Below are 26,291 nucleotides of genomic sequence, written 5' to 3' on the forward strand. Positions count from 1 at the left end.
ACCTCAAGAGGTGTAAGGGATATTAAATTCTTCTTATTCAGATTGTCGAAAATATATGCTTAAAAAAACATCCCCCCAACTTTTCCGCTTGATCCCTATTCTTTGTCCCAAACTATGCCGAATAAAAAAACAAAACCCCCTAAATAAACCATTTAGAGGGTTTTTGACACAATTTGTACCTGTCTTTGTCGGGATGGCAGGATTCGAACCTACGACCTCCTGCTCCCAAAGCAGGCGCGATACCGGGCTACGCTACATCCCGAACTTGGTATCGATCTTTTTTGATCCTGTTTTAAAAGTGGATCAACTTTTTGTCGGGATGGCAGGATTCGAACCTACGACCTCCTGCTCCCAAAGCAGGCGCGATACCGGGCTACGCTACATCCCGAACTTGGTATCTTCTTTTTTTACTCCCTTTTTCGAAGGGATTGCAAAGTAACGGTTTTAAATTGATAATTCCATTTTTATTTGCAAATTTTTATTTTCTGCGGAGAGGGCGGGATTCGAACCCGCGGTACCGTTACCAGTACGACAGTTTAGCAAACTGTTCCTTTCGGCCACTCAGGCACCTCTCCTTTCAAACCTCTCTTTTCTGCCCTACCGGCGTTGTTTTGAGGTCTGCAAATATAGTAAAACAAGTTATCCAACAAAAAAAAATTACAAAATTTGTTGATAATCTATACGCACATGATAGATGCTCATCAGCATTGTCTTGAATATCAATTTGATAGTCTCAATATCTTTTAACGTTAAATCGCAGTCATCTAACTGATTTTGCTCCAATTTGTAGTTAATTATACGTTCAACGATGTCATTTATGCTCTGCGCATCGGGATTTTTCAGACTTCTTGAGGCAGCTTCCACAGAATCGGCGAGCATTAATACCCCTGTTTCTTTGCTAAAAGGTATGGGACCCGGGTAGCGAAAAATGTTTTCGTCGACAAATTTTTCAGGTGTATTTTTTAAAAATGATTGATAAAAATAATCGACCCGGGTATTTCCATGATGTGTTCTGATAAAATCGATAATGGCTTCAGGAATCTGGTTCTTTCTTAAAATCTCGATTCCTTTGTGCACATGTTGAATGATAATCTGCGCACTCTGCTCATAAGGTAATTTATCGTGCGGGCTCACAGCTGTATTTTGGTTTTCAATAAAATACTGTGGATTATCTACTTTACCGATATCGTGATATAAAGCCCCTGCCCTAACCAGCACAGAATTACCGCCAATTTTAAATATTGCAGCCTCGGCAAGGTTTGCCACCTGTAAAGAGTGCTGAAATGTTCCGGGTGCTTTAAAAGCAAGTTCTCTTAGCAGTTTATTATTGGTATTGGTCAGCTCAATTAAGGCCACGTCAGACGTAATACCAAAAATACGTTCGAACAGGTAAATTAACGGATAAGCCAAAAGCGATAAAAGCACGCTAAAAACAAAAGGGATAAAATTCAGCCATTCTATTTCGCGGAAAGAGCCTTCGCGTAGTAGGGCAATGCCTACAAAAGAAACAAAATAAGCCAGTAGAATAAACAAGGCCGAAACCAGGAATCTTTCGCGCTTAACAAAGTTTTTAATACTGAATATGGCAACCATCCCCGCGGTAACCTGATAAAACACAAATTCGAAACTATTGGCCACAAAGAAGCCGGCAATTAAAATTACCAGCATATGGAGGTAAAGTGCCAAACGCGTATCAAACAGAATCCTAATGATGATGGGCACCACACAGAAAGGAATATAATACAAGCTCGGGATTTCCATCTTAATAGCCCAGGTCAATGCGAGTAGCATTCCTGTGGTTACAATAAGGATTAAGGAAAGCTGACGGTTATCGGCAAAAATATCCTTCCGGAAAAGAAAAAGGAACGACATTAAAATAGCGAGTATAAAGCCAACCAATATCACCTGCCCCAGATAAACCAATGCCCTGCTACCAATTGTTTTGGTTTGTGCATCGTAGGTTGCTTTATAAGATTCTAATTTTTGATAAATTTCTTCATCAATAACGTCATTCTTGGCCACAATAAGCTCTCCTTTTTGTACCATACCCTTGGTAGTAGAGATATTGTTAACTGTATTATCCTGTATGGTTTGTGTCAGCCGCTCATCAAATACAATATTTGGGGTAATATGATCTATTGCGAGATTTGCAATCAAATCGCCCATTACCTGATTAGGGGCCTGAAAATTATCTTTAAAAAACTTCAGGGCCGATTCTGCGGTAAAAACATCCTGCGTATTTTTTTCCTGTGCCACATTATTTTCAAGCAAAGAAAAATCGTAGTTTTTCCCGCCTGCCTGGTGTTTCACATTTAAGCCAATAATTCCCCTCTCATAGATACGCTGCAGCAATTTATAGGCAGCACTTTTGTATACATCTTTATCTTTTTCGTTAAGTTGTTTTGATTTCCATTTCACATCAAATTCATTAGCAAACTCTTCCAGTGCATTTGCAGTAATGCCCCTATCGAATTGGTAAACGGGCAAAATATCTTTTAAGGCATTTTTTTTATCAGCGCTAACCTGCGGATTGGTTTTTAAAATAGCAAAACTGAAAGGTGAAATCAGGTCCTTGTTTTTCCATACCGCATTTTTTTCAAACTCATATCTAAACCGGGGTTGTTTAGGCAGGAACAGCGTAATAATGAAAACGGTAAATATCATCATCACATATTTTAGGTTTGATGAATATTTCCGGTAAAGGATCTTGTGAGAATTTCTCTTGATTTTGGCCAAAACGATATAATTATTGTATTGTCAAAAATAACATTTTTATCTAATATACATTTTACACGTTTTGTTTGCAATTACCAGATTTTATATTTTACTTTATGATATCAAATTAATATCAATTATGTATCAAGAAAAAATTACCAATCCGCCATCTGGTTATCTAACATTCGCGCTATGCATCGCATTGCTGGGCGCTTCCATTTTTTGTTTTGTTACAGAAATTTTTCTCTGGGGAGGAATTTTACTGGCCATAGATATATTTTTAATATTTCCGGGCTTTTTAATCATTAACCCCAACCAATCGATGGTGCTCACCCTGTTCGGAAAATATATCGGCACAGTAAAAGCCGATGGCTTTTTTTGGGTTAACCCCTTAACCGCTAAAAGAAGGGTATCGTTAAAAGCAAATAATTTAAACGGGCAGCAATTAAAGGTAAACGACAAACTGGGTAACCCGATTGAAATTGCCGCTGTGGTGGTTTGGAAAGTAAACGAAACTGCTAAAGCTGTTTTCTCCGTAGAAAATTACATGCAATATGTAAACATCCAGAGCGAAGCGGCTGTAAGGCATTTAGCCAACATTTTTCCGTATGACCATGCTGAAGGTGAAGAAACCAGCATTACTTTAAAAGATGGCGCTGAAAAAGTAAGTGAACTTTTAGAAAACGAGCTGAATGAACGTTTATCGCGCGCAGGTATCGAAGTTTTAGAGGCCAGAATTTCGCATTTGGCTTATGCGCCAGAAATTGCCAGTGCCATGTTACAACGCCAACAAGCTACTGCAGTTATTGCCGCCCGCAAATTAATTGTTGAAGGTGCCGTAGGTATGGTAGAAATGGCATTAGAAAAATTATCGCAAAAAGGAATTGTTGAACTGGATGAAGAGCGTAAAGCAGCTATGGTAAGTAATTTGCTGGTTGTACTTTGTGGCGACCGTCATGTACAACCCGTGGTAAACACCGGCACCTTATATAACTAGGTAAAATGGAATTTGAGGAAAAACAAAGCTTAAAACTTTGGTGGCTCTATATTTTGTTGGCTATTGATGCGGTTATGGTGCTGAGCATTGTACTTTTTGATAAAGGCGGGATGCGTTTTGAAACTTTAAAAGCCAACTATTTTGCTCCATTTTGGGCAGTACTCCTTCCTTTTGCAATTATCTATCTGCTTCAAAAAAATAAAATGACTTTGCAGATCGGCGCTGAAGGCATTTCTTATCAGTATTTTCCATTTCAAACCAAGCTGAAGCTATTGAGTTGGGGCAACATAGAGAAAGTTTACATCAATAAATACGACGCTTTAGGAGATTATGGTGGATTTGGTGTTCGCAGCAGGCTTTGGTTTAAATTTAACGACAAAGCTTATATCTTAAATCATAAGGATAAAGGCTTACAGATTGAATTTAAAAATGGCAAAAAGCTATTATTTAGCAGCAATAAAATAGATGAGCTGGAAATGTTCCTGATTAATTTAAAAACAAAATATAATATACAAGCAATACAATAAGAATGGCGGAGAAAGATAAAAAAGCTTTTGTATTAAGAATTAGTCCTGCTTTATTAAAAGAAGTAGAAACCTGGGCTGCTGATGAGTTTAGAAGTACGAATGGGCAGATAGAATTTTTACTTACCCAGGCCATAAAATCAAGAAAGAAGGGCAAAGCGAAGGAAGAATAAAACCTTTAATAGCGAACTGCGAACTGCCAACTGCCAACTGCTAACTGCTAACTAATATTGGCGTTCCCCAAGCTACGCAAGGGTCGGGCTTTTCAGGGCTGCGCTGCGCTCCGGTACCGGTGAAGAACCGGCACTAAACCCTTACAATCCCTAACGCAAACCCACCGTTTTAAATTAAACCTATCAGATTTCAGAAACCTGATAGTTTTTTTCTGCACCTAGCCACCCAACCTAAGAATCACCAACCCTGGTTAATTAAACCTGATGGTAGCGGCAGCCCCGAAGTATGAGGGCTATAGCGAACAGCAGGCCTGAACAAACCCAAGCACTACAGGTTTTGCTTTCCAAAAACTTATTATTATCAATGTGCTAAAATCGTTTTCTAAACGTTATTTTTAAACCTTACAGGCTTTGGAAACCTGTGAGGTTTAACTAACTTAGCGGCCTAACCAAAAATTCATAAAATTTAGTATACATGAAAGAAGTTGTAATTGTATCAGCTGTGCGAACGCCTATTGGCAGTTTTGGAGGTTCATTAGCTCAATTTTCTGCTACTCAGCTTGGTGGCTTTGCCATTAAGGCTGCTGTTGAAAAAGCCGGATTAAAACCAGAACAGATCCAAGAAATATACATGGGTAATGTTTTATCTGCAAACTTAGGCCAAGCGCCAGCTACACAAGCTGCAAAATTTGCAGGCTTACCGGATTTACCTGCCACAACCATAAATAAAGTATGTGCTTCGGGCACAAAAGCAATAATGCTTGCAGCACAAAGTATTGCAAATGGCGATAATGAAATTATTGTTGCTGGTGGCATGGAAAGCATGAGTAATGTTCCCTATTATCTGGATAAGGCAAGAAACGGCTATCGCCTGGGTCACGGACAGATTACAGATGGTTTAGTAAAAGACGGCCTTTGGGATGTTTACAACGATTACCACATGGGATCGGCTGCCGAGCTTTGCGCTACTGAATGCCACATTACTCGCGAGGCACAAGATAATTTCGCTATTGAATCTTACAAAAGAGCACAAGCTGCACAAACCTCAGGTAAATTTGCCAACGAAATTGTAGCCATAGAGGTTAAAGACCGTAAAGGAGATATTACTTTGGTTGATACCGACGATGAGCCTACAGCTGTTAAGTTTGATAAAATACCTACATTAAAACCAGTATTTAAAAAAGATGGGACTGTAACTGCGGCAAATGCATCAACTTTAAATGATGGTGCAGCGGCATTGGTTTTAATGAGTGCCGATAAGGCAAAAGAACTAGGTTTAACACCTTTAGCTAAAATTTTAGGGTATGCTGATGCGCAACAGGCACCTGAATGGTTTACAACTGCACCATCAAAAGCCATTCCATTAGCTTTACACAAAGCCAATGTAAATATAAAAAATGTAGATTATTTTGAGATCAACGAAGCTTTTTCTGTAGTTTCTATTGCGAATAATCAACTTTTGGAGTTAAACGACAGTCAGGTTAATGTTAATGGTGGTGCCGTTTCATTAGGTCATCCGCTGGGCGCATCGGGTGCCCGGATTGTAGTTACCTTACTTTCGGTACTGGCGCAAAACGACGGAAAAATCGGTGTAGCCGGAATCTGTAACGGCGGTGGTGGAGCAAGTGCCCTTGTTATCGAGAAATTATAATTTTGTTTTTGCAAAATCTTCGCATTTGATCATATGAAACTTTTCAGATTTTATATCCTTTTAATCTTTGGAACGCTAAGTTTTAGCCTAAAAGCACAGCAAACGCTCAACAACTTATCCGTTTTTCAAGATACACTGATTAAAATATCGGCAAGGGTTATTGCTGCTCAAAGCGATGCGCAAAAAATAGAAATAAACGGCAATTTTGTAAAAACCCTGGTAGAGGCTTTAAAAGCTCCTAATTCTTTTTCTTATCCCTTCGATTCACTTAAAAATGTATCGGTAATTAAATCACCCGATCAGGCTTTCAGGATTTTGAGCTGGTACCTTCCATTAGAAGGTGGCGCTTACCGTTATTACGGCGCCATCCAGATGAATACAAAAAGCGGCCCATTAAAACTTTATCCCTTAATCGATCAGACGGATAATCTTAGCGACCCTAATGGCATTACGAATAACCAGAAATGGTTCGGCGCCAGGTATTATGAAATTATTCCGGTAACCAGTGGAAACCGCTTACCTTATTATGTACTACTGGGATGGAAAGGTAATACGCCGTACACGACCAAAAAAGTCATCGAAATCCTTTCGTTCGATAAGGGAAATGTTACTTTTGGCGCCCCGGTTTTTGATGGAAAAGACCTGAAAGGGAAAAACAGGGTTATATTTGAATATGCCAAATCGAATGCCATGATGTTAAAAAGTGATGCAAAAGCAGGGATGATTGTGTTTGACCATTTAGCATCCTTCAATCCAGAAATGAAAGATACCTTTGAATATCACGGATCGGACGGCACATTTGATGGTTTCAAAATTATTGGCGGCAAATTAAAACTACAGGAAGATCTTACGCTTAACAACGATCCTAATCCGAACGATGAACTTTATGCGGATCCGAAGAAAAATGTTAAACCCATCAGGAAGTTTTAATTTTTAACCAAACTTAACAACTTCATTACCTGACACATCATTTAAAAATTTGTGAGTTTGGCATCCGCTGACTATATTGCGCCCTGCTAAACTAACTTAAACAACACACAAATTCTGAATTCATAAACTAAAACCAACAAATGTTTTATGCAAACTTCTAATGAAACCATTAGTATTGACAATAATAAGGAGCTAGATCTCCATTTAGAAAGTAACGGCGTATCCAAAGAAAAATTATTTAGTCACCCTGTAGGCTTATTTGTACTCTTTTTCACCGAAATGTGGGAAAGATTTAGTTATTACGGAATGCGGGCCATTTTGGTTCTGTTCCTGATTAGCGATCTGAGCAAAAACGGTTGGGGCTGGCCACGGCCGGAAGCCTTACAGCTTTATGCTATTTATACCGGTTTGGTATACTTGACACCAATACTTGGTGGTTTAATTGCCGATAGATTTACAGGTTATAGAAAAGCAGTTATTATCGGTGCTTTTATTATGACCCTCGGTCATGCCGCTATGGCTTTAGAGGGCTTTAGCAACAACTTTTTCTATGCTGGCTTACTCTTGCTTATTATTGGTAACGGATTTTTCAAACCAAACATCTCCTCAATTGTAGGTAAACTTTATCCGCCAATCAGCGATAAAAAAGATGCTGCTTATGCCATATTCTATATGGGCATTAATTCTGGTGCATTTATAGGTATGTTAATGTGCGGTTATATCGGCGAAAAAGTAGGTTGGCATTATGGTTTCGGCTTAGCCGGCGTATTTATGCTTTTCGGAATGCTACAGTTCTATTTCGGACAAAAAATATTTGGCGTAATCGGTTCCGCAGTTGATAAAACTAAAGCAGTAGAAAAGGCAGATCCAACGGTAGAAGAAATCCCTAAAAAAGTTAGAAATCAACGGTTATGGGTAATCGCCATTTTGTCTATTTTTACCATTTTCTTCTGGATGGTATTTGAACAGGCTGGCGGATCGATGACGATTTTCGCCAAAGATTACACCTTAAGAAACTTAACAGGAGGAGCGGCTACAACCTTTAAATGGGTAGATGCCATCCTGACCATATTTCCATTAGTAGCCGTAACTTTTGTGCTGTTTTCATTAGCAGGCAAAATTTTCAAGAAATACCCGGCAACAATTTTATTTACGTTATTGAGTTTTGCGATTATCTGGGTATTGGCCATCTGGAAAGTAAGCAGAGAAATAGGATCAGTAAGTACCGAAGTTCCGGCTTCCTGGTTTAGTGTATTAAATTCATTCTTTATCGTATCGCTGGCTCCTATTGTTTCTAAAATATGGGAAACCAAATTTAACCCAAGCGGGCCCGTAAAATTTGGCTTCGGGTTAATTTTTGTAGGTATTGGTTTTGCAGGTTTAGCTTATGGCGGCTCGTCTATTCCACAAGGCGCCACTTCTGCAGAAGTAAGTTTATTCTGGTTAATTTTTGCCTATTTCTTCCATACTGTTGGTGAATTATGTATTTCTCCTGTTGGCCTATCCTATGTAAGTAAGCTAGCACCTTCAAACCTTGTGGGTTTAATGTTTGGTGTATTTTTTACCTGTACTGCCATCGGTAACTACCTGGCCGGAGCTACAGGATCATTAATTGACAAAATAAGCACCGCTTATTCAATTTCTACTTTCTTCCTGATATTCACAATAATACCAATTGTAGCAGGTTTAATTATGTTTGCCATAAGTCCTATCCTGCGCAAATGGATGCACGGTGTTCACTAATAAAAAAATACTTTTACCCAAAAGCCCGGTCTCTATCGGGCTTTTAATTTTTAGACCTATTTAATGGAAAAAACAGTTTCAATAGAAGAAATTCAAAATTTTGAAGGAAAATATCCTAAGCAGCTCTGGCATTTATCGTTGGTAGAAATGTGGGAGCGCTTCTGCTTTTACGGCATGCGCGGAGTATTGGCTTTCTTTATGGTAGAGCAATTGGGTTTAAGCGACCAAAAATCGAACCTACAGTATGGTGCCATACAAGCCTTTGTTTATGCCTTTACTTTTATCGGTGGTATTTTTGCCGATAAAATTTTGGGCTTCAGAAAATCTCTTTTTTGGGGCGGGACTTTAATGATTATCGGGAACTTAATCCTGGCCTTCTCCCCACACGATTTATTTTATGCAGGAATTACCTTATCTATTATTGGAACCGGTTTCTTCAAGCCCAATGTTTCATCGATGGTTGGCGAATTATACCACGAAAAAGACAACCGCAGAGATGCGGGTTATGGTCTTTTTTATGCGGGCATTAACGTAGGTGGATTATTGGGCGGTGCGATGTGTATTTATTTGGGTAAATATTACAACTGGCACTTGTGTTTCTTATCAGCCGCGTTGGTAATGATGTTTGGCTTAGGCACATTCATTTTCACAAAAAAACACTTAGGCCCGATTGGGAATTCGCCTTTGCTCCACCTTAAAAAATCAAAACAGCAGCTACGGGAAATAGCCGTATATGTGGGATCGATACTCTGTATCCCATTGATTTATATCATGGTGAAAAACACCACCTTTACCGATTATTTCATGTACACTATAGGTATTGTTGCGCTGATTTATTTCTTGTACGAAACCTTCAAAATAAAAGATAAAAAGGCACAGTATAAACTACTGGCAGCTTTCGTTTTTATTTTCTGTTATTTCATTTTCATGGCTATATCTGAGCAGAGCGGTGGTTCGTTATCGTTATTTGCGAAAGATAATCTGGATCATAAAGTCCTCTTTTTCAATATTGATCCCAATGTGGTAAACAATAGCGTTAACTCGTTTTTTGTTATTGTTTTTAGTCCAATTGTAGGCATTTTATGGCTTGGCCTGTACAAGCGCAAAATTGAACCGAATACTGTGGTAAAATTTGGACTTGGTTTCATTCTATTGGCTTTAGGTTTTTATGTTTTTTACGCCACCAGGTTCTTCGCCAATACTCAGGGCATTAGTTCGTTAAATGTATTTACGTTAGCCTACTTATTATTTACGTTAGGCGAGCTTTGTTTAGGCCCAATAGGTATGTCGATCATTACTAAACTATCGCCAAAAAAAATGTTCGGTATGATGATGGGGCTTTGGTTTTTATCGAGTGCTTTCGGGCAATTGGCTGCCGGAAAACTGGGTGCAGAAATGTCGAGTATCGATAATGCATCTTTGCCGGCTAAATTAATGGCGTACACTGAGGGTTATAAGGCCTTGGCTTTATATTCTTTAATTGCAGGTTTGGCATTGATTATTTTTTCGCGGTTGGTTAAAAGGTTGATGCAGGAGGTGAGGTAAAGAAAGAGATCGTCAATTCGACCGTAGTGGAGAAATCTATAAAATGATTATTTACTGGAATACTGTAAATGTAAATAAAAGAATCTTCGACTAGGCCCAGACTGACATTGTTTTTAGAAAAAGGCATATTCAATGAGATCATGAAAGGAACGGGCAGGAGTTCTTGGCGGCCTGCTCTCCCGCTCTTTGTTCCAAGTCCTCACCCTCATGCTTCGGTCTGCGGGTTTTACACACCGATCGGGTTTATAAACATCGGTTTGTGCCGAGAACAACACAAAAGCTAATGGAATTTGTAATTATTTATAATGCCAATCCGGATTACAAATCCGGGAGAATGGTCCGGATTAAAAATCCAGACTAACAAAAAAATAAATCCTGAAACAAGTTCAGGATGACAACTACCAATATTAAAGCAAGTTTAAAAGGACTGAACGCGTGGATAAAACGAGTTGAATTAACGAAAATTCATAAAGGTTTCATATTAAATATTTACTTTCGCACATTAAAAGCAATAGCTCAGCTCAAATAAGCATAACATACCACATACAAAGGCCAAAAGCTTTATTATTTAAAAACCACAACAAACGTGTCAGATAGTTTAGTCATCATCCCTACCTACAACGAGAAGGAAAATATCGAAAAAATCATTAGAAAGGTTTTTTCCCTAACACAACCTTTTCATGTTTTAATTATTGATGATGGTTCTCCTGATGGAACTGCTGAGATTGTAAAATCTCTACAACAAGAATACGAAGGGCATTTATTTATTGAAGAACGTGCTGGTAAACAAGGCTTGGGTACAGCCTATATTTACGGCTTTAACTGGGCATTACGGCACGATTATGCTTACATTTTTGAAATGGATGCCGATTTCTCTCACAACCCGGCTGATTTATTGCGCTTACGCGAAGCCTGTGTAAATGGTGCCGATGTAGCCATTGGTTCCAGATATGTTAAAGGTGTAAATGTGGTAAACTGGCCAATGGGAAGGGTTTTAATGTCGTATTTTGCTTCAATGTACGTACGTATGATTACCCGGATCAACATTCAGGATGCTACTGCCGGTTTTAAATGTTACCGCAAAATTGTATTGGAAACCATTCCGTTAAATAAAATTAAGTTTGTTGGTTATGCGTTTCAGATTGAAATGAAATTCACCGCCATTAAATTTGGCTTTAAAGTAGTCGAAGTTCCGATCATCTTCACCGATCGTACCGAAGGAACATCAAAAATGAGCACCCGTATTTTCAGAGAAGCTTTTTTAGGTGTAATCCAGATGAAAGTTTGGAGTTGGTTTAGGAGTTATAATAGGGTGTCCGAAGTACGAAGCCAGGAGTCGAGAGTACGAAGTTCAGAGTCTTAATCCACATCGTCTAGTTCTATTAACTTCCGACTAAGGACTTAGGACTATAAATTAAGACTTTCCCTGCGATTCCCTGATCATTGCCCCAAAATCCTGCCCCTTATCCATCGCCTTAACAGTCATTACAATTCTTTTGGTGCGTGTAGTTTCGGTTTTAGCCTGGTTAATCCAGTTGATATAATAATTTTGATGCGATTTAGGCTGTTTTAAAAAGTTTTGGATTAAATGTGATTCTTCTGATAAGCAGATTTCCAGGTCTTCAGGCATTTCAATTTTAAAATCTTTATCTTCTTCTAAATAAAGTTCTACTCCTGCTCCGGCTTCTTTTCTTAGGTTTTTACGTACCTCGCCTTTTAAGGCAATAATAAAATCGCCCTCTCCCATTGGCATGGTTGCCATACCGTTAATCTCCAACTGATCTATTTTTCCTTTTACCCTAAAACTCTTTTTACAACCAGGCTTAATTTCATTGGCCAAAGCTGCCGGAATAAACACATAACTCCATCCAGTTTTTTCGCCCATGGTTTCGAAACGTTCTATTTCTGCTTTGAAGTGGATCATGAGTTTAATATAGAAATTATGTTGAAGAAAAGCCATTACCGATACAATCGTTTAACTATTATGCACGCATTAGAAACGCGCGCAAGCATTTAAAATTAAAATTCCTTTATTTGATAATGTATGCTTCTGCCACCCCCAAAAGCAGTTACAATACCCAGACTTTCCAATTCCTGTAAATCTCTTGTAGCGGTAGCTTTTGAAGTTTTAGTGATTGAAATATATTTCTTAGCAGTCATTCCGCCTTCAAAACCATCTATACCATAGCTATACATCTTTTGAAGTACTTTCCTTTGTCTATCGTTCAATCTATCTTTAAACAAATCAAAAACCTTTATTTTTCTTAATGTGAAATCAATCATTTGCTTTGCATCGAGTTGCGCCAGCAATGCTATATTCACAAAGTATTTTAGCCATTCAGAAATCTCATTTGCACTTTGCGCTAATTTTAAAGCATGATAATATGCGGATCTATCTCTTTCAATCGTTTTTGACAAACTTAGCATTACAGGCCTTCCCAAAGTTTGAGAAATAGCCTTTTCAGCAATTGCCCTCCCTATACGACCATTACCATCTTCAAATGGGTGTATGCTTTCAAAATATAAATGTGCAATGGCAGCCCTTATTACGGGATCTTTAATTTCACTACTTCCATTAGGTTTTGTATCGTTAAACCAAGTAATAAAAGCATTCATTTCATTTTCTACACGATGTGAAGGCGGTGCTTCAAAATGAATTTCTTCTTTACCTAAACTACCGGATATGACCTGCATTGCTTCTGCACTTTTTCTCCATGAGCCTACATGGATATGTTTATTACCTGTAAACAACAATTTATGCCAATGCCATAAGCGCCCTTCGCTCAGTGCGTTAGAAAACGTATTTCTAACATCAATCATTAAATCTGCAATTCCTGAAGCCCGTTTGTCTTTAACAATATCCGGCGTTTTGTTAAGTCCTAAATTATTTTTAATAGAAGACATCACGTCTTTCCTGCTTAAAAACTCACCTTCTATTTCTGAGGTTTTTATTGCCTCTAATACAATCATTTCAAGTAATGTTTCTTGTCTGATATCATCAGGCAATGATTTTAACAAAGCATTAACTTCACCTGTTTCCTGAGCAAACTCATAAAGCCGGTATTCTATTCCTTTGGTAGAAAAAGTAAAATTTGGCCATGTTGAAAGTTCCCAATTATATTGCATGAGCCGAATATAAGATTTATTCGGCTCATAAAAAAGCTAAATCATGAGCCGATTAGTAAATTTATTCGGCTCACTGTTTTAAAAATATCAATTAAAGCAATAAATATCGAGTGTTATTTAGTGGATTTTCTAAAAACTTAAAAGTTTTAATTATTTCAAACTGTCTTTTAATTTCATTGAACTTACGTATGGCAACTGTATCGCAATTAAACTTCAGATCAATACTTTGGAACAGATCTTCTGCCTGGTCTATCTGAGCTGAACTTAGCTTGCGGCCAATTGAGATATGTGCACTACTGCCATTTATCGTATACCTGGTTTTGAGCTGATTCCTCAGCCTCAGCAGAAGATCTTCTAAATAAGGTTGGATGAATCGCTTGGGAGCAAAACAGCTGCATGACTAAACTTTGATAAACTTAACTGATCGAAAATAACTTCTGCTGTTTTTGGAAATGACAAAATTTCTCAAGTTTTCGGCTATAAAAATCAAGTTCGTATTGATCAGCTGAAAATTCATTTATTGTAATGTGTGCTTCAGAATTTTTACTATTATACCAGCCAATTTTAGACCAGAGTTTATCTTTCAAAACCTTAACATCATTAATAGCTTCGCTGTGAGGATAAATAACTATCGAATACCGATCTCTGCCTAATTGTAATTTCATATTATTTTTTTAATCAATCGCTACAGGATTCATCTGAATATCTAATTTGGCGAACTTCAACACTTCGATGCTCTGAAAGCCAAAATCTTCGACCACTTTACCTAAAATCAGGTAACAGCCCTTTCCTTTAAAAGGATATATGGGTGTGGTATTCGGGAAATGGGTTGTATCAAAAAAATCGCCGTTGGCATCTAAAAAAGTACCGAACCACATTTTGGTATTTTTAACGGTATGCACCGTTTTTTCGCATACATAATTGCCTACCATCTTTACCGTTTTACCTAAGTGTTTATGCATATCTGCTGCCATGGTATCGCCACGATAAGGGGTTTTCAGAAAATCGAACATTTTATAATTAAGCGGATACCCCAATAACTCCAATTCTGTATAAGCATTTTCAAGTTCAGAATCGGCCAGTGCAGGCAGCTGATAGGTTTTGTAGCTTAATTTAAACAGTTCGGCGTGATTCACTTTTTTCTGTTTAAAGCCAAGGTAGTTGTGCACATCCCAAAGCAAGGTTTTACGATCTTTCCCGGTAAAGCGCAATGCACCAAGCCGGATTAAAATAATTGCCTGTTCTAATGAGATGCAGGTTCGCCTTACAAAATCTTCCAGATCGATATATAAACCATTTGCAGCACGTTCTTGCGGAATAATTTTGATATTCTTTTCTTCCAGCCCCTGTACACCGATAAAGCCCAGATAAGCATCTTCGCCATTTATATTCACTACCTCATCGCTATGGTTAACACAGGGTAAATGCACCCTGGCTCCTGTTTTTTGTAGCTCGTGTACGTAAACCCAGCGACTGTAAAAACCACCATAGTTATTCAGTACGGCTACCATGAATTCCATGGGGTAATATGTCTTTAAAAATAAGCTTTGGTAACTTTCTACCGCAAAAGAGGCAGAATGTGCCTTAGAAAAACTATAACCTGCAAAAGAGGATATCTGTCGCCAAACTTCGGTAATGAGCTCTTCTGAATGCCCCTCGTTTCTGGCAGCGGCAAAAAACTTACTTACCAACTCATCAAAAGCCAGTTTAGAACGGTATTTTCCGCTCATGGCTTTACGAAGAATATCGGCATCGGCCAGATCTAAGCCCGCAAAATAATGGCATACTTTGATTACATCTTCCTGATAAACCATTACGCCATAGGTTTCGCTAAGCTGCTGTTTCATTACATCGCACAAGTACACCACTTTATCGGGGGCATGGTAACGTTCGATATAGGATTTCATCATACCTGAGCTGGCTACCCCCGGGCGGATAATGGAGCTGGCTGCCACAAGGGTAAGATAGTTATCACACTTCAATTTTTTGAGCAATTGCCTCATGGCTGGCGATTCGATATAAAAACACCCAATGGGCTGCCCTTCTTTAAGAATACTATTTAATTTTTGATCTTCCTTAAAGATTTTAAAATCGTGTATATCAATCTCCTTAGCCTTATTTTTTTTAATGAGTTGTACGGCTTCGCGGATATGGCCGATACCCCGTTGACTTAAAATATCGAATTTTTCATAACCAATGGCTTCGGCTTCGTACATATCCCATTGCACAGTTGGGAAACCTTTTGGCGGCATATCCAAGGCGGTATAATAGGTAATCGGTTCTTCAGAAATCAAAATCCCCCCGGCATGGATGGAACGCTGATTGGGCATACTTTTCATGTAATGATGTACAGCCAATAACTTCTGGTAAGTGGCATTCATTAAATTTTCGCGTTCTTTAGTGGGATCTGTAAAACTATCTATTTCGCCTTTGGGCAAACCTAAAACCTTACCAATCTCCCTGATAATTGCCCGGTCTTTAAAAGTGCTCATGGTACCTAAAAAAGCAACATGCCATGTGGGATAGCGTTCAAAAATATACTTTTGTATCGTTTCGCGTTCATCCCACGAAAAATCGATATCAAAATCTGGCGGACTCGTCCGTTTTTCGTGCAGGAAACGTTCGAAATACAGATCCAGATCGATCGGATCTACATCAGTAATGCGCAGGCAATAGGCTACAATGCTGTTGGCACCCGAGCCACGGCCCACATGGTAAAAACCACGTTTATTCATGGCATACCTCACAATATCGAAGGTGATGAGAAAATAGGCACAGAAGTTTTTAAGTTCAATGATGCGCAGTTCTTTATCCAAGCGCTCTTTCGCAATCTTATTGTTTTCTCCATAACGATATTTCAGGCCTATCTGAGCTAGGTTACGTAGCATTTTTTTATCACCTAGCAAGCCTTGCTTCGTGTAGTAGTATTTATTTTTAGAAGTAGGTGTGGGTTTATCTTCAAAATAAACACTCAAATCGCAGCTATTTATCAGTTTCTGTGTATTCTGAACGATGAAAGGATACTGTTCAAATTGCTGGGTTAATTCTACTTCTGGAATCAGGAATTCATCCGGATCACATTTCTGCTCATCGGGCACTTTGCTTAAAAGGGTATTCAGTTCGATGGCCCTAAAATATTCGTGCAGGCGGTAGGTAATCTTATCATTAACGGTAACAGGATGCCACACCAGCAACTTTTCCTTTTGTTTTAAAAGTAGGTGTTGGTATAAAAGATTGAGTTGTTTGGCACGGATGCCTACAAATTCATTTACTTTTAGTGCTCGGTTAAAAGATTTTTGAAAGGGATAAATAATGTATACATGCTCCATTTCGGGCGGAACTTCTGGCAGCGGAATGTTGTAAATATTATGGTGGCTTAAAAATTCATTCAGCTCACGCATTCCCTCTTTATTCTTTGCAATACCAACATACAACAATCTGTTATCGATCCGGAATTCGATTCCTGCTACCGGTTTAATCTGATACGGAATATTGCCTTTATGTATTTCGTCGGATTCTTTGGCAATGCCTTGTTTGTAGCACTCGCGAATAAACTCTATCGCACCAGTTGAGTTATTGATATCAGTGAGTACCATTTGGTGAATACCCAAACTCCGGGCAGTAGCAATTAACTGGCCGATACTTTGTGTGCCATACTTTAGGCTATAAGAAGAATGTACATTTAAAAACATCGCTAATCATAAGATTTAGTGCCTATTGTTCCTTTTTCACTCATAAAGCTTCTGATTTTTGAGCGTTTTCTTACTTCCTGCTGTTCTTCTTCTGTTTGGTTTTCGAATAATATTTTCTTTTTGCGGGGATTGTACTTGATTATTTTCCCTGTTTCATCGCGGGGCGGTTGGGTAACAATACAGGCTTTTACCACTGCTTCGGCACCATACTGGTTGCGTACTTTATCCATGGCCTGATAAAGACTATATTCTTCTTCAGCGATATTATATAAACCAATTTGCTCATAGCCGCTTACCAAGTGCGAAAGTTTCACACCTACCAGCCGCAACAACATCCGTTTTGAATATAGCCTCTCGAACAGGTTATGTGCTTTGTTAATCAGAAACGAATCAAGCGAGGTATAAGGAATACGTTCTTGTTGGGTAACGGTTTCGAAATTGGTATAACGTACAGTTACGGTAATGCAGGCAGTTAGTTTTTTCTGGTTACGCAGTTGGAAGGTTAGTCCGCTAACCATTCCGGTAATAATGGCTTTTAGTTTGGCCATATCCATCGTATCGCTTTCGAAAGTGGCCTGTGTACCGATTGATTTTCTTTCGCGGTAAGGCACCACAGGCGAAAAATCGATGCCGTTTGCTTTTTGCCATAAACTTAAGCCATGTTGCCCTAAAATTTTAAACATGAGCTGTTGGGGGATCTGTGTAAGCGTAAGGATTTCGCGAACACCCATTTCGCTTAATTTTTTATAGGTAGCATGACCAATACCCGGAATTTTATGAATAGGCAGAGGATCTAGAAAGGGCCGCAATTCAGGAAAAGTAACCTGCCGTTCGCCACCAGGCTTCGATTCATTCGTGGCTATTTTGGCTACGGTTTTATTGATAGACAAACCGAACGAGATGGGCAATCTCATCTGTTTAATAATGGTTTGTCTGAGTTCTGATGCGAATTTCATACAGCCAAAAAAGCGGTCCATGCCTGTCATATCGATATAATGTTCGTCAATGCTGGCTTTTTCGAAAAGGGGGACTTTATCGGCAATAATTTCGGTAATATCATGCGACGCCTTGGAATATTCTTCCATATCGCCTTTTAAAAATATAGCCTGGGGGCACAGCAATTTTGCCGTCCTGCCGGGCATTGCAGAATGTATGCCGTACTGGCGTGCTTCGTAACTACAAGAGGCTACCACCCCCCTGTCGCCACCGCCACCAATAATTACGGGTTTACCCAACAGCTTGGGATTTTTTCTAATTTCCACAGATACAAAAAATGCATCCTGATCCATATGAATAATCTGCCTTTCTTTATCCATTCTCGTATTATAAGGATGATCAAGATCAAAAATACTAATATTTTTAGTTTTATAAAAAATATAGATTGATTATTTTTAAATAAAATACTAACAATTTTAGTTTTTTTTTTGTTAAAAAACACTTAAGATAAGATCTCGTAGTTTTTAAAGCCTACGAGGCTAAATTTGAGAAAAACGGCTTGTGAAAACACAGGCCAATGGCGACAGAATTAGAAGATTCTTCTCTGCATTTAGGATGACAGAAAATGAGCATTACGATCGCACAAACAAAAAAATGCCTCCGATTTTCATCAGAGGCATGGAACTAAAAAATTAAAATGTATTTTAAATCTTAACTGTGCCTATTGTTTTACAATTTTAAACTCCGTTCTTCTGTTGAGCTGATGTTCTTCTTCGGTGCAGTTTACCCCGTTGCCGCATTTGTTCAGCAGTTGTGTTTCGCCATAACCTTTGGCGGCAATTCGGTTTTTATCAATACCTCTTGATATGATATACTGTACGGCAGATTCAGCTCTTTTTTGTGATAGTTTCAGGTTGTAGCTATCCTTGCCCCTGCTATCGGTATGCGAACCTAACTCGATCCAGATGGTTGGGTTATCGATCATGATTTTAACCAATTTATCCAGCTCTATTGCTGCATCGGGACGGATGTTCCATTTATCGAAATCGTAATAGATGTTTTCGAGCTTAATTGCTTTATTGATTACAATGGCTTCCAATTGCAGGTTTTGGGTAAGTACGCTTGAAGTGGTTAAACCAATAGTTGTGAGGTTTTTTACATCCGATCTGTAGTTTGTCTTCTCTGCCGAAACATGGTATTCAGATTCTTTAGCTAAATTAAAGTTATAATAACCATTCTCATCGGTTTCGGTTTTTAAGACAGTACCGTTTACTCTTTCTAGCGTTACTAACGCACCTGCAACGGGTTGGCTGCTGCCTTTATCAGATACCCTGCCTTCTAATCTGAAAGCGAGGATCATTTTCTGATCAATGGTATAAATATCATCGCTGCCTAAACCACCCTCACGGTTAGAGGAAAGATACACAATACCACCTTTTTCATTTAAACTAAAGCCGAAATCATCATGTGGAGAGTTAAAAGGATAACCCATATTTTCGATATGACCTATTTTGCCTTTTTCTTTTAAAGCCCGGTAAACATCTAAGCCGCCCATTCCAATCCTACCGTCGCTAGAAAAGTAAAAATTATCCTTTTCATCAAAAACCGGACTGCGTTCGTTACCTTCGGTATTTACTTCTTCCAGGTTAATGGGCTTGCCCCATGCACCGCCATCCGTTTTAAGGCAAACATAAATATCAGTCCCCCCCAGGCCTCCCGGCATATTCGAAGCAAAATAAAGGCTATTTCCATCGGCGCTGATAAAAGGATCGCCTACTGAGTATTTGTTCACATTGTTATAAGCAAATGAAACTGGCTCGCCCCAAACGCCATCGGCACCTTTTGTACTGCTGAAAATTTCTACATTAACGGTTGTTGGTTGTTTTTTTAAGCGTTCCAGTTCATCGGTGATGCGAGTTAGCGTAAAATACATGGTTTTTCCGTCAGCTGTAAAGCTTACCGAACCTACATGATATCTTGTACCTGTTTTTATCGGGAACAGCTGAAGACTATCGTTTGGCGAAGGTTTAATGTATAGTTTCAGGTATCCGTTACCGGTCCAGCCATATACTTTTTGATCGGGTTCTTTTGTGCCGTCGAATTTTAAAAACGGTTTACTTTCCCGGATATTTAATCCCGTATTTGATCTATCGGAAGTAAATACAACTCCTCCCTGATAGTTAACGGCACCCCAATCGGATTGACTGCTATTTAGCGTTTTTTGGTTAATCAGCTCGATTTTTTTAGGGTTTCTGATCCATTTCAAAGCCGAATCGCAGGAGGCAAGCCAAACTGTCCGCTGCTTTTCTGATACATTTTTATTTTTATCGATGTAATTGAGGTATTGGGTTTTTGCTTCGCTATATTTGGAATTGCGCTGTAAAGCTTTGGCATAACCCAAAATATTCTCAGGATTACTACCTGGCATTTTGGCTGCAATAGCATACCAGCTTTCGGCCTGTTTGTAATTATAAACAAACGTGTAAGCATTTGCTAATCGCTCTGCAGCATATAAAGTTTCTTTCTTTTTATAGGCTTGTTCGTATAAATCTATTGCCTTGCTGTAATTAAACAGTTCGTATTGCTTATCAGCATCTTTTAATATATACTGAGCATTTGCCGAAAAACTGAATGCAAATAAACAATATGCACAAAGGAAAGTACCTATTAAAATTTTCTTCATTATGTTGTAGGAATAGTTGGTCAAAAATGCCGAATATAGTTAATTTAAAATACTCTTGGGGTTGCCAATCTTATGTTTTGTCTGATAAAAGAGTAAGCGATAGAAATCTCATGCGTTCCGCTGCTGTAGCCCTGTAGCGGACCGATTGAGAAATCGTAACCATAACCGATCCTGAGTTTTTCTGATGGAAAAATCTGTATCGCTGCTACGGCAGAGTTCCGGGGTGTGAGATCGCGCTGCAGATAGCTTTTATTATACAATTTTACTCCTGTACGGTACGAACCGCCAACCCAGATAAAATCTTTGATCATCAAAAATGCATTCAAATCCAAACTCGTTGGGCCTCCCCGGTCGTCTTTTAGCAGGAAAGAAGGTTTAACCTGGAAATCTTCAGAAAGCGGAAGCAATGCCCCCGCGGTAAGGTAATAATGCGGTTTTGGTTGTGGAATAAAGGCATAGCGGTCGATATTGATATAAGTGGCAATCAGGTTATCGGCAGAAAAACCTGCATAAAACTTATCGTTGGCAAAGTAGATACCTGCCCTTGCATCGGGCACAATGGTGCTCTGCATCCCAACTGGCTGGTTAGGCTCGGGATTGTTCGGGTTCAGCAGCGAACCGTCTATACCCAGCTGTACCATTCCAACACCAAGGCCAAGTGCTAATCTAGAGCTACCATCATCGTTCATCCTGATCCGGTACGAATAGTTACCATAAATGCTCAAGTTGGTCTGTGCTCCAAGTTTATCGCTTGCAACCTGAAGGGCCAAGCCTACGTTACCGCTGTTTGCAATGGCATCTACCGCCAGCGACATGCTTCGTGGCGCTCCGGTAATACCTGTCCACTGGCTCCGGTAAAAGCTGTGCACATTCAGCACTTCTTTATACCCGGCATAAGCTGGGTTGATATAAATCCCATTGAACATATATTGGCTATACTGGGCATCCTGCTGTGCAGATGCCTGCCTCGAAAGCAACAAAAACGAACCTGCTATTAACCATATTAATTTCTTCATCATCTTAATATCTTAAAGTACAGTCTGGTTTTTAAACCAGACTGTACAAAGCCTCATATCTTATTTTTTAAACGCTCTGATTAATGTAATGTAACCTTTAAACACTTCATACTGATCGCTTCCTGCTTTTTTAACCCGCAGTAAGTAGTAGTAAGTACCTTCGTTCAAGCCCTCGCCCGTCCAGTTATTCTGGTAGCCTTTGGCATGGAATACTTCATTACCCCAACGGTTAACAATTTGCAGTTCGTTAACCTGGTATTGATTAATTCCCAATATTTCGAAGGTATCGTTTATACCATCACCGTTTGGTGTAAACAGGTTAGGTATGGTAAGGCCTGCAAAATTAGCCGTTAAGGTTACTGCCGCCACATTGGTATAATAGCCAAAAGCATCTTTTACCCTATAAGTAAAGGCATCATCCCCGGTATAACCAGGATTAGGCGTGTAAGTAATCGTACCATCAGGGTTCACCGTTACTTTACCATGTAGAGGCTGACTTACAATTTCTACGGTTAATTTATCAAGGGTAGAATTTCCAGGATCATCATTTGCCAATACATTAATAATAACCGGTTTATTTGCCACAGTACCAGCCACATCATCAACCGCTTTTGGCGATTTAGGAAATGCGATAACAGTCGGTGTATTGTTGTTTTCGGAAGTCCCTGAAACATCAGTTACATTAACGCCACCAAGCGTTTTGGCATTTACGGTTGCAGTATTGGTTACAGTTCCCAGATCTTTATCGGCCTGTGTTAAGGTATATACTTCAACATCGGTTGTAGTGGCACCAGGGGCCAGACCACCAGATACCGTAATTACCTTATTGTTTAAACCAATCTTAGCATCAGTTAAGGTAATGTTATTTAAAGTATTGGTTCCTGTATTCTTAATTGTAAACGTGTAGGTTACCTGATTACCGCTAAATGATGCTGTTTTAACCAAGGTTATAGCACCCATAACCGGAATCTGTGTTACCGTTGGTGTATTGTTGTTTTCGGCTGTACCAGAGATATCGCTAACGGAAACATTTGCTGGTGTTTGACCAGTAATGGTTGCACTATTGGTTACACTTGCAGCATCTTTATCTGCTTGTGTTAACTGATAAACATAACTGTCGGTTACTGTAGCGCCCGGAGCAAGTGTACCAGGAATTACCTTGTTCAGTCCGAGTTTGGCATCTACCAATGTAATAATATGCAGGGTTACGTTTCCGGTGTTTTTAACACTGAAATTATAAGTAATGCTATTTCCATCGCTACTTAAGGTACCTGTTTTAACCAAAGTGATGGTCGATGCCGGAGCAATTACTGTTACTGTTGCATCATCAACAGCCGACGTATTCGGATCATCAGATTTAGGTTTATTTAAAGTACCACCATTTGGCGTTTGGGCACTTGCCGAAGCCTGGTTGGCAAACGAACCTGCATTTACTTCAGTTAAAGTTACGGTGTGTTTCGCTGTAACCGTTACGCTTGCACCTGGCAGTAAACTTGCAATACCGGCTGGTAAGATCGACCCCGGATCGGCACCTGCATCAGTAACTGCAACATTTGTTAAAGCTACATTGCCCGTATTGGTTACTACAATGTTGTAATTAATTACATCACCTGCTTTGCTCACCGTATTGGTTGCCACTTTGGTTAAACTCATTGCTGGTGCCGGCACCAAAGTTACCGTTACCGGAATAGTTACTGTTGTGGTACCACCCTTGCCGTCGCTTACAGTTACAGTGAAAGTATCGTTACCCACATAACCCGGAGTTGGTGTGTAAGTATAAGTACCATCGGCATTTACCACTACTGTACCATGAGCAGCAGGCGTAGTTACGGTAAAGGTAAGTGGGTCACCATCTACATCGCTAGCGGTAATTGTTCCATTGGCTGCTGTATTTTGCGGTGTGGTAATGGCTGGCGAAGTTGCTACCGGCGCATCATTTACCGGAGTTACTGTTACCGAAATAGTTACTGTAGTAATGCCGCCTTTACCATCACTAACGGTTACAGTGAAAGTATCAGGACCGTTATAGTTTGGAGCAGGCGTATAAGTATATGTACCATCGGCATTAACCACTACTGTTCCGTGTGCAGGAGGAGTACTTACCGTAAAAGTAAGCGGATCGCCGTCAGCATCAGTCGCTGTAATTTTTCCGTTAACAGGAGTATCCTCAGGGGTAGTAACTGCTGGTGCAGTAGCAACCGGCGCAACATTTGTCGGATTAACGGTTACATTGATGGTTACTGTAACAGTACCGCCTTTACCATCGCTCACCGTTACGATGAACACATCAGTACCACTGTAGTTGTTCGCCGGGGTGTAGGTATAGGTTCCATCAGCATTAACAACCACCGTACCATGTGCAGGAGGCGTGGTTACGGTGAAAGTTAGTGGATCGCCGTCTACATCACTTGCAGTAATGGTTCCGTTAACAGGTGTGTTTTTATTAGTGGTGATGGCTGGTGCAGTTGCAACCGGCGCATCATTCACCGGATTAACGGTTACCGGAACAGTTACAGTTACCGTGCCACCTTTACCATCACTTACGGTTACCGTAAAGGCATCTGTACCGTTGTAATTTGGAGCAGGTGTGTAAGTATATGTACCATCAGGGTTTAAGGTTACCGTTCCATGTACTGGCGGCGTGGTTACCGTATAGCTAAGCGGGTTGCCGTCAGGATCGCTAGCGGTAATAGTTCCATTAACCGGGGTATCCTCGTTAGTGGTAATAGCAGGTACAGTCGCAACAGGAGCTCTGTTATCGGTGATGTTCACCGTAGCCGGTACTGTACTTGCCGTAATCGATGGATTGCTGGTTGCAGCAGTCATCGTCAGGATCACCGTTTCTGTGCCTTCAGCAATATTATCATCCAGTACAGGTACACTTACCCTTACAGAAGTCTGTCCGGCAGGGATGGTCACCGTGGTACCGATCGAGGTATAATCCGATCCGCTGGTAGCTGTTCCGCTTACCGAATAGGTAATCTGTGTATCAGTAGTAGATACATTGCTTAAGGTAAAGGTGAACTCACCAGCTGTGCCCGGTTCTGCACCATCTTTAGTGGCCGCAACGGTTACCGTGGCAGTGGTATTGTCAAGGATGTTGATCGTTGCAGTTTTATCGGCAGGTACTGTTGTAATAGTTACCAATGGACTGTTAGAAGAAACAAGGGTAGCCACAACCGTTTCGGTACCTTCAACAATATTGTCCGTCAATACCGGGATGGTAATCGTTCCGGTGGTCTGACCCGCCGGGATGGTAATGGTCTTGGTCACAATAGTACTATAATCACTACCCTCTGTTGCCGTACCGCCCAAAGTATAAGTAAGCTGCGTATCAGTTGATGAAGGGTTGCTCAACGTTACCCTAAAGGTTCCGTTAACAGGACCGTTCTCACTGCCCGGTGTACCGGCGGTAATGCTGGCTACCGAAGTATCGTTATCGGTAATATTAACCGTAGCCGGTACTGTACTTGCCGTAATCGATGGATTGCTGGTTGCAGCAGTCATCGTCAGGATCACCGTCTCTGTGCCTTCAGCAATGTTATCATCCAGTACAGGTACACTTACCCTTACAGAAGTCTGCCCGGCAGGGATGGTTACCGTTGTACCGATCGATGTATAATCCGATCCGCTGGTAGCGGTACCTCCAACACTATAGGTAATCTGGGTATCTGTTGTAGATGCATTGCTTAAGGTAAAGGTGAACTCACCAGCTGTGCCCGGTTCTGCACCATCTTTAGTGGCCGCAACGGTTACCGTTGCGGTGGTATTATCCGTAATGTTGATCGTTGCAGGGGTATTGCTCACGCCTACCAACGGATTGTTAGAAGAACCCAGTGTTGCCACAACCGTTTCGGTACCTTCAACAATATTGTCGGTCAATACCGGAATGGTAATCGTTCCGGTGGTCTGACCTGCAGGGATGGTAATGGTCTTGGTCACAATGGCCGAGTAATCACTGCCCTCTGTTGCCGTTCCGCCCAAAGTATAGGTAATGGTGGTAGGCTGTGAGGATGGATTGCTTAAGGTTACCGTAAAGGTTCCGTTAACAGGACCGTTCTCACTGCCTGAAGTGCCAGCAGTAATTGTAGCCACAGAAGTATCGTTATCGGTAATATTAACCGTAGCCGGTACTGTACTTGCCGTAATCGATGGATTGCTGGTTGCAGCAGTCATCGTCAGGATCACCGTCTCTGTGCCTTCAGCAATGTTATCATCCAGTACAGGTACACTTACCCTTACAGAAGTCTGCCCGGCAGGGATGGTTACCGTTGTACCGATCGAGGTATAATCTGATCCGCTGGTAGCTGTTCCGCTTACCGAATAGGTAATCTGTGTATCAGTAGTAGATACATTGCTTAAGGTAAAGGTGAACTCACCAGCTGTGCCCGGTTCTGCACCATCTTTAGTGGCCGCAACGGTTACCGTGGCAGTGGTATTGTCAAGGATGTTGATGCTTGCAGGTGTATTGCTCACGCTTACCAACGGATTGTTAGAAGAACCCAGTGTTGCCACAACCGTTTCAGTGCCTTCAACAATATTGTCGGTCAATACCGGAAT

17 protein-coding genes and 3 tRNA genes are annotated in these 26,291 nt (G+C 40.2%); 8 read left to right on the plus strand and 12 right to left on the minus strand.

Translation table 11 applies throughout. The features are described 5' to 3' along the window. Positions 1-188 precede the first annotated feature (188 nt). The 4 genes from HDC90_RS23895 to HDC90_RS23910 form a co-directional block, all read right to left on the minus strand. Positions 189-262 (minus strand) — tRNA-Pro (locus tag HDC90_RS23895). A 52-nt stretch (positions 263-314) separates the two neighbouring features. Continuing rightward, positions 315-388: transfer RNA gene (locus HDC90_RS23900), tRNA-Pro, on the minus strand. Between the two features lie 100 nt (positions 389-488). Further along, a tRNA-Ser gene (locus HDC90_RS23905) sits at positions 489-575 on the minus strand. Between the two features lie 82 nt (positions 576-657). Continuing rightward, entirely contained in the window at positions 658-2,664 is a 2,007-nt protein-coding gene (locus tag HDC90_RS23910) for an HD family phosphohydrolase (RefSeq protein WP_184470992.1), read from the minus strand. 190 nt (positions 2,665-2,854) lie between these two features. On the opposite strand from HDC90_RS23910, the gene HDC90_RS23915 reads away from it, so the two are divergent. The 8 genes from HDC90_RS23915 to HDC90_RS23950 all read left to right on the plus strand — a co-directional run bounded on the left by HDC90_RS23915 (position 2,855) and on the right by HDC90_RS23950 (position 11,641). Then, entirely contained in the window at positions 2,855-3,712 is an 858-nt protein-coding gene (locus HDC90_RS23915; RefSeq protein WP_184470967.1) for an SPFH domain-containing protein, read from the plus strand. A 5-nt stretch (positions 3,713-3,717) separates the two neighbouring features. Next, complete coding sequence (locus HDC90_RS23920) at positions 3,718-4,239, plus strand: hypothetical protein (protein ID WP_184470968.1); 522 nt, start codon at positions 3,718-3,720, stop codon at positions 4,237-4,239. Between the two features lie 2 nt (positions 4,240-4,241). Further along, positions 4,242-4,409, plus strand: coding sequence for an Arc family DNA binding domain-containing protein (locus HDC90_RS23925; protein ID WP_086545783.1), 168 nt, complete (start codon positions 4,242-4,244; stop codon positions 4,407-4,409). Between the two features lie 475 nt (positions 4,410-4,884). Continuing rightward, the gene (locus HDC90_RS23930; RefSeq protein ID WP_184470969.1) at positions 4,885-6,060 is read left to right on the plus strand and encodes an acetyl-CoA C-acyltransferase; all 1,176 of its coding nucleotides are present in this window, start codon (positions 4,885-4,887) and stop codon (positions 6,058-6,060) included. 33 nt (positions 6,061-6,093) lie between these two features. Then, positions 6,094-6,990 carry a hypothetical protein gene (locus HDC90_RS23935; protein ID WP_184470971.1) on the plus strand — a complete coding sequence of 299 codons (897 nt, stop codon included), beginning with the start codon at positions 6,094-6,096 and terminating at the stop codon, positions 6,988-6,990. Between the two features lie 147 nt (positions 6,991-7,137). Then, entirely contained in the window at positions 7,138-8,733 is a 1,596-nt protein-coding gene (locus HDC90_RS23940; protein WP_184470972.1) for a peptide MFS transporter, read from the plus strand. A 63-nt stretch (positions 8,734-8,796) separates the two neighbouring features. Further along, positions 8,797-10,278: a peptide MFS transporter gene (locus HDC90_RS23945; protein WP_184470974.1), complete on the plus strand. Its 1,482-nt coding sequence runs from the start codon at positions 8,797-8,799 to the stop codon at positions 10,276-10,278. 586 nt (positions 10,279-10,864) lie between these two features. Further along, positions 10,865-11,641, plus strand: coding sequence for a polyprenol monophosphomannose synthase (locus HDC90_RS23950; RefSeq protein WP_184470976.1), 777 nt, complete (start codon positions 10,865-10,867; stop codon positions 11,639-11,641). Between the two features lie 51 nt (positions 11,642-11,692). Here the strand turns inward: HDC90_RS23950 and HDC90_RS23955 are convergent, their stop codons facing one another. The 8 genes from HDC90_RS23955 to HDC90_RS23990 form a co-directional block, all read right to left on the minus strand. Continuing rightward, positions 11,693-12,202, minus strand: coding sequence for a YdeI/OmpD-associated family protein (locus HDC90_RS23955; protein WP_184470978.1), 510 nt, complete (start codon positions 12,200-12,202; stop codon positions 11,693-11,695). Positions 12,203-12,297: 95 nt separating this feature from the next. After that, positions 12,298-13,404 carry a Fic family protein gene (locus HDC90_RS23960; protein ID WP_184470980.1) on the minus strand — a complete coding sequence of 369 codons (1,107 nt, stop codon included), beginning with the start codon at positions 13,402-13,404 and terminating at the stop codon, positions 12,298-12,300. 416 nt (positions 13,405-13,820) lie between these two features. Further along, the gene (locus HDC90_RS23965) at positions 13,821-14,069 is read right to left on the minus strand and encodes a hypothetical protein (protein WP_184470982.1); all 249 of its coding nucleotides are present in this window, start codon (positions 14,067-14,069) and stop codon (positions 13,821-13,823) included. 9 nt (positions 14,070-14,078) lie between these two features. Beyond that, positions 14,079-17,096 (minus strand): DNA polymerase III subunit alpha, encoded by a 3,018-nt coding sequence (gene dnaE, locus HDC90_RS23970; RefSeq protein WP_184470984.1) that lies wholly within the window; start codon positions 17,094-17,096, stop codon positions 14,079-14,081. A 2-nt stretch (positions 17,097-17,098) separates the two neighbouring features. Further along, a complete protein-coding gene (dinB, locus tag HDC90_RS23975; protein ID WP_184470985.1) occupies positions 17,099-18,412 on the minus strand; it encodes a DNA polymerase IV in 1,314 nt (437 codons plus the stop codon). Between the two features lie 341 nt (positions 18,413-18,753). Continuing rightward, a complete protein-coding gene (locus tag HDC90_RS23980) occupies positions 18,754-20,715 on the minus strand; it encodes an OmpA family protein (protein ID WP_184470988.1) in 1,962 nt (653 codons plus the stop codon). 44 nt (positions 20,716-20,759) lie between these two features. Next, a complete protein-coding gene (locus HDC90_RS23985; protein WP_255497833.1) occupies positions 20,760-21,734 on the minus strand; it encodes a type IX secretion system membrane protein PorP/SprF in 975 nt (324 codons plus the stop codon). Positions 21,735-21,791: 57 nt separating this feature from the next. Then, on the minus strand, positions 21,792-26,291 hold a 4,500-nt coding region (locus tag HDC90_RS23990; RefSeq protein WP_184470989.1), incomplete at its 5' end, for an Ig-like domain-containing protein.

The organism is Pedobacter sp. AK013 (genome assembly GCF_014205835.1).
Lineage (GTDB): Bacteria > Bacteroidota > Bacteroidia > Sphingobacteriales > Sphingobacteriaceae > Pedobacter.

Coding starts and splice junctions, on each gene's coding strand:
- HDC90_RS23910 (WP_184470992.1), bottom strand. CDS start 2,664: ATGATATTTACCGTTTTCATTATTACGCTGTTCCTGCCTAAACAACCC.
- HDC90_RS23915 (WP_184470967.1), top strand. CDS start 2,855: ATGTATCAAGAAAAAATTACCAATCCGCCATCTGGTTATCTAACATTC.
- HDC90_RS23920 (WP_184470968.1), top strand. CDS start 3,718: ATGGAATTTGAGGAAAAACAAAGCTTAAAACTTTGGTGGCTCTATATT.
- HDC90_RS23925 (WP_086545783.1), top strand. CDS start 4,242: ATGGCGGAGAAAGATAAAAAAGCTTTTGTATTAAGAATTAGTCCTGCT.
- HDC90_RS23930 (WP_184470969.1), top strand. CDS start 4,885: ATGAAAGAAGTTGTAATTGTATCAGCTGTGCGAACGCCTATTGGCAGT.
- HDC90_RS23935 (WP_184470971.1), top strand. CDS start 6,094: ATGAAACTTTTCAGATTTTATATCCTTTTAATCTTTGGAACGCTAAGT.
- HDC90_RS23940 (WP_184470972.1), top strand. CDS start 7,138: ATGCAAACTTCTAATGAAACCATTAGTATTGACAATAATAAGGAGCTA.
- HDC90_RS23945 (WP_184470974.1), top strand. CDS start 8,797: ATGGAAAAAACAGTTTCAATAGAAGAAATTCAAAATTTTGAAGGAAAA.
- HDC90_RS23955 (WP_184470978.1), bottom strand. CDS start 12,202: ATGATCCACTTCAAAGCAGAAATAGAACGTTTCGAAACCATGGGCGAA.
- HDC90_RS23960 (WP_184470980.1), bottom strand. CDS start 13,404: ATGCAATATAATTGGGAACTTTCAACATGGCCAAATTTTACTTTTTCT.
- HDC90_RS23965 (WP_184470982.1), bottom strand. CDS start 14,069: ATGAAATTACAATTAGGCAGAGATCGGTATTCGATAGTTATTTATCCT.
- dnaE (WP_184470984.1), bottom strand. CDS start 17,096: ATGTTTTTAAATGTACATTCTTCTTATAGCCTAAAGTATGGCACACAA.
- dinB (WP_184470985.1), bottom strand. CDS start 18,412: ATGGATAAAGAAAGGCAGATTATTCATATGGATCAGGATGCATTTTTT.
- HDC90_RS23980 (WP_184470988.1), bottom strand. CDS start 20,715: ATGAAGAAAATTTTAATAGGTACTTTCCTTTGTGCATATTGTTTATTT.
- HDC90_RS23985 (WP_255497833.1), bottom strand. CDS start 21,734: ATGATGAAGAAATTAATATGGTTAATAGCAGGTTCGTTTTTGTTGCTT.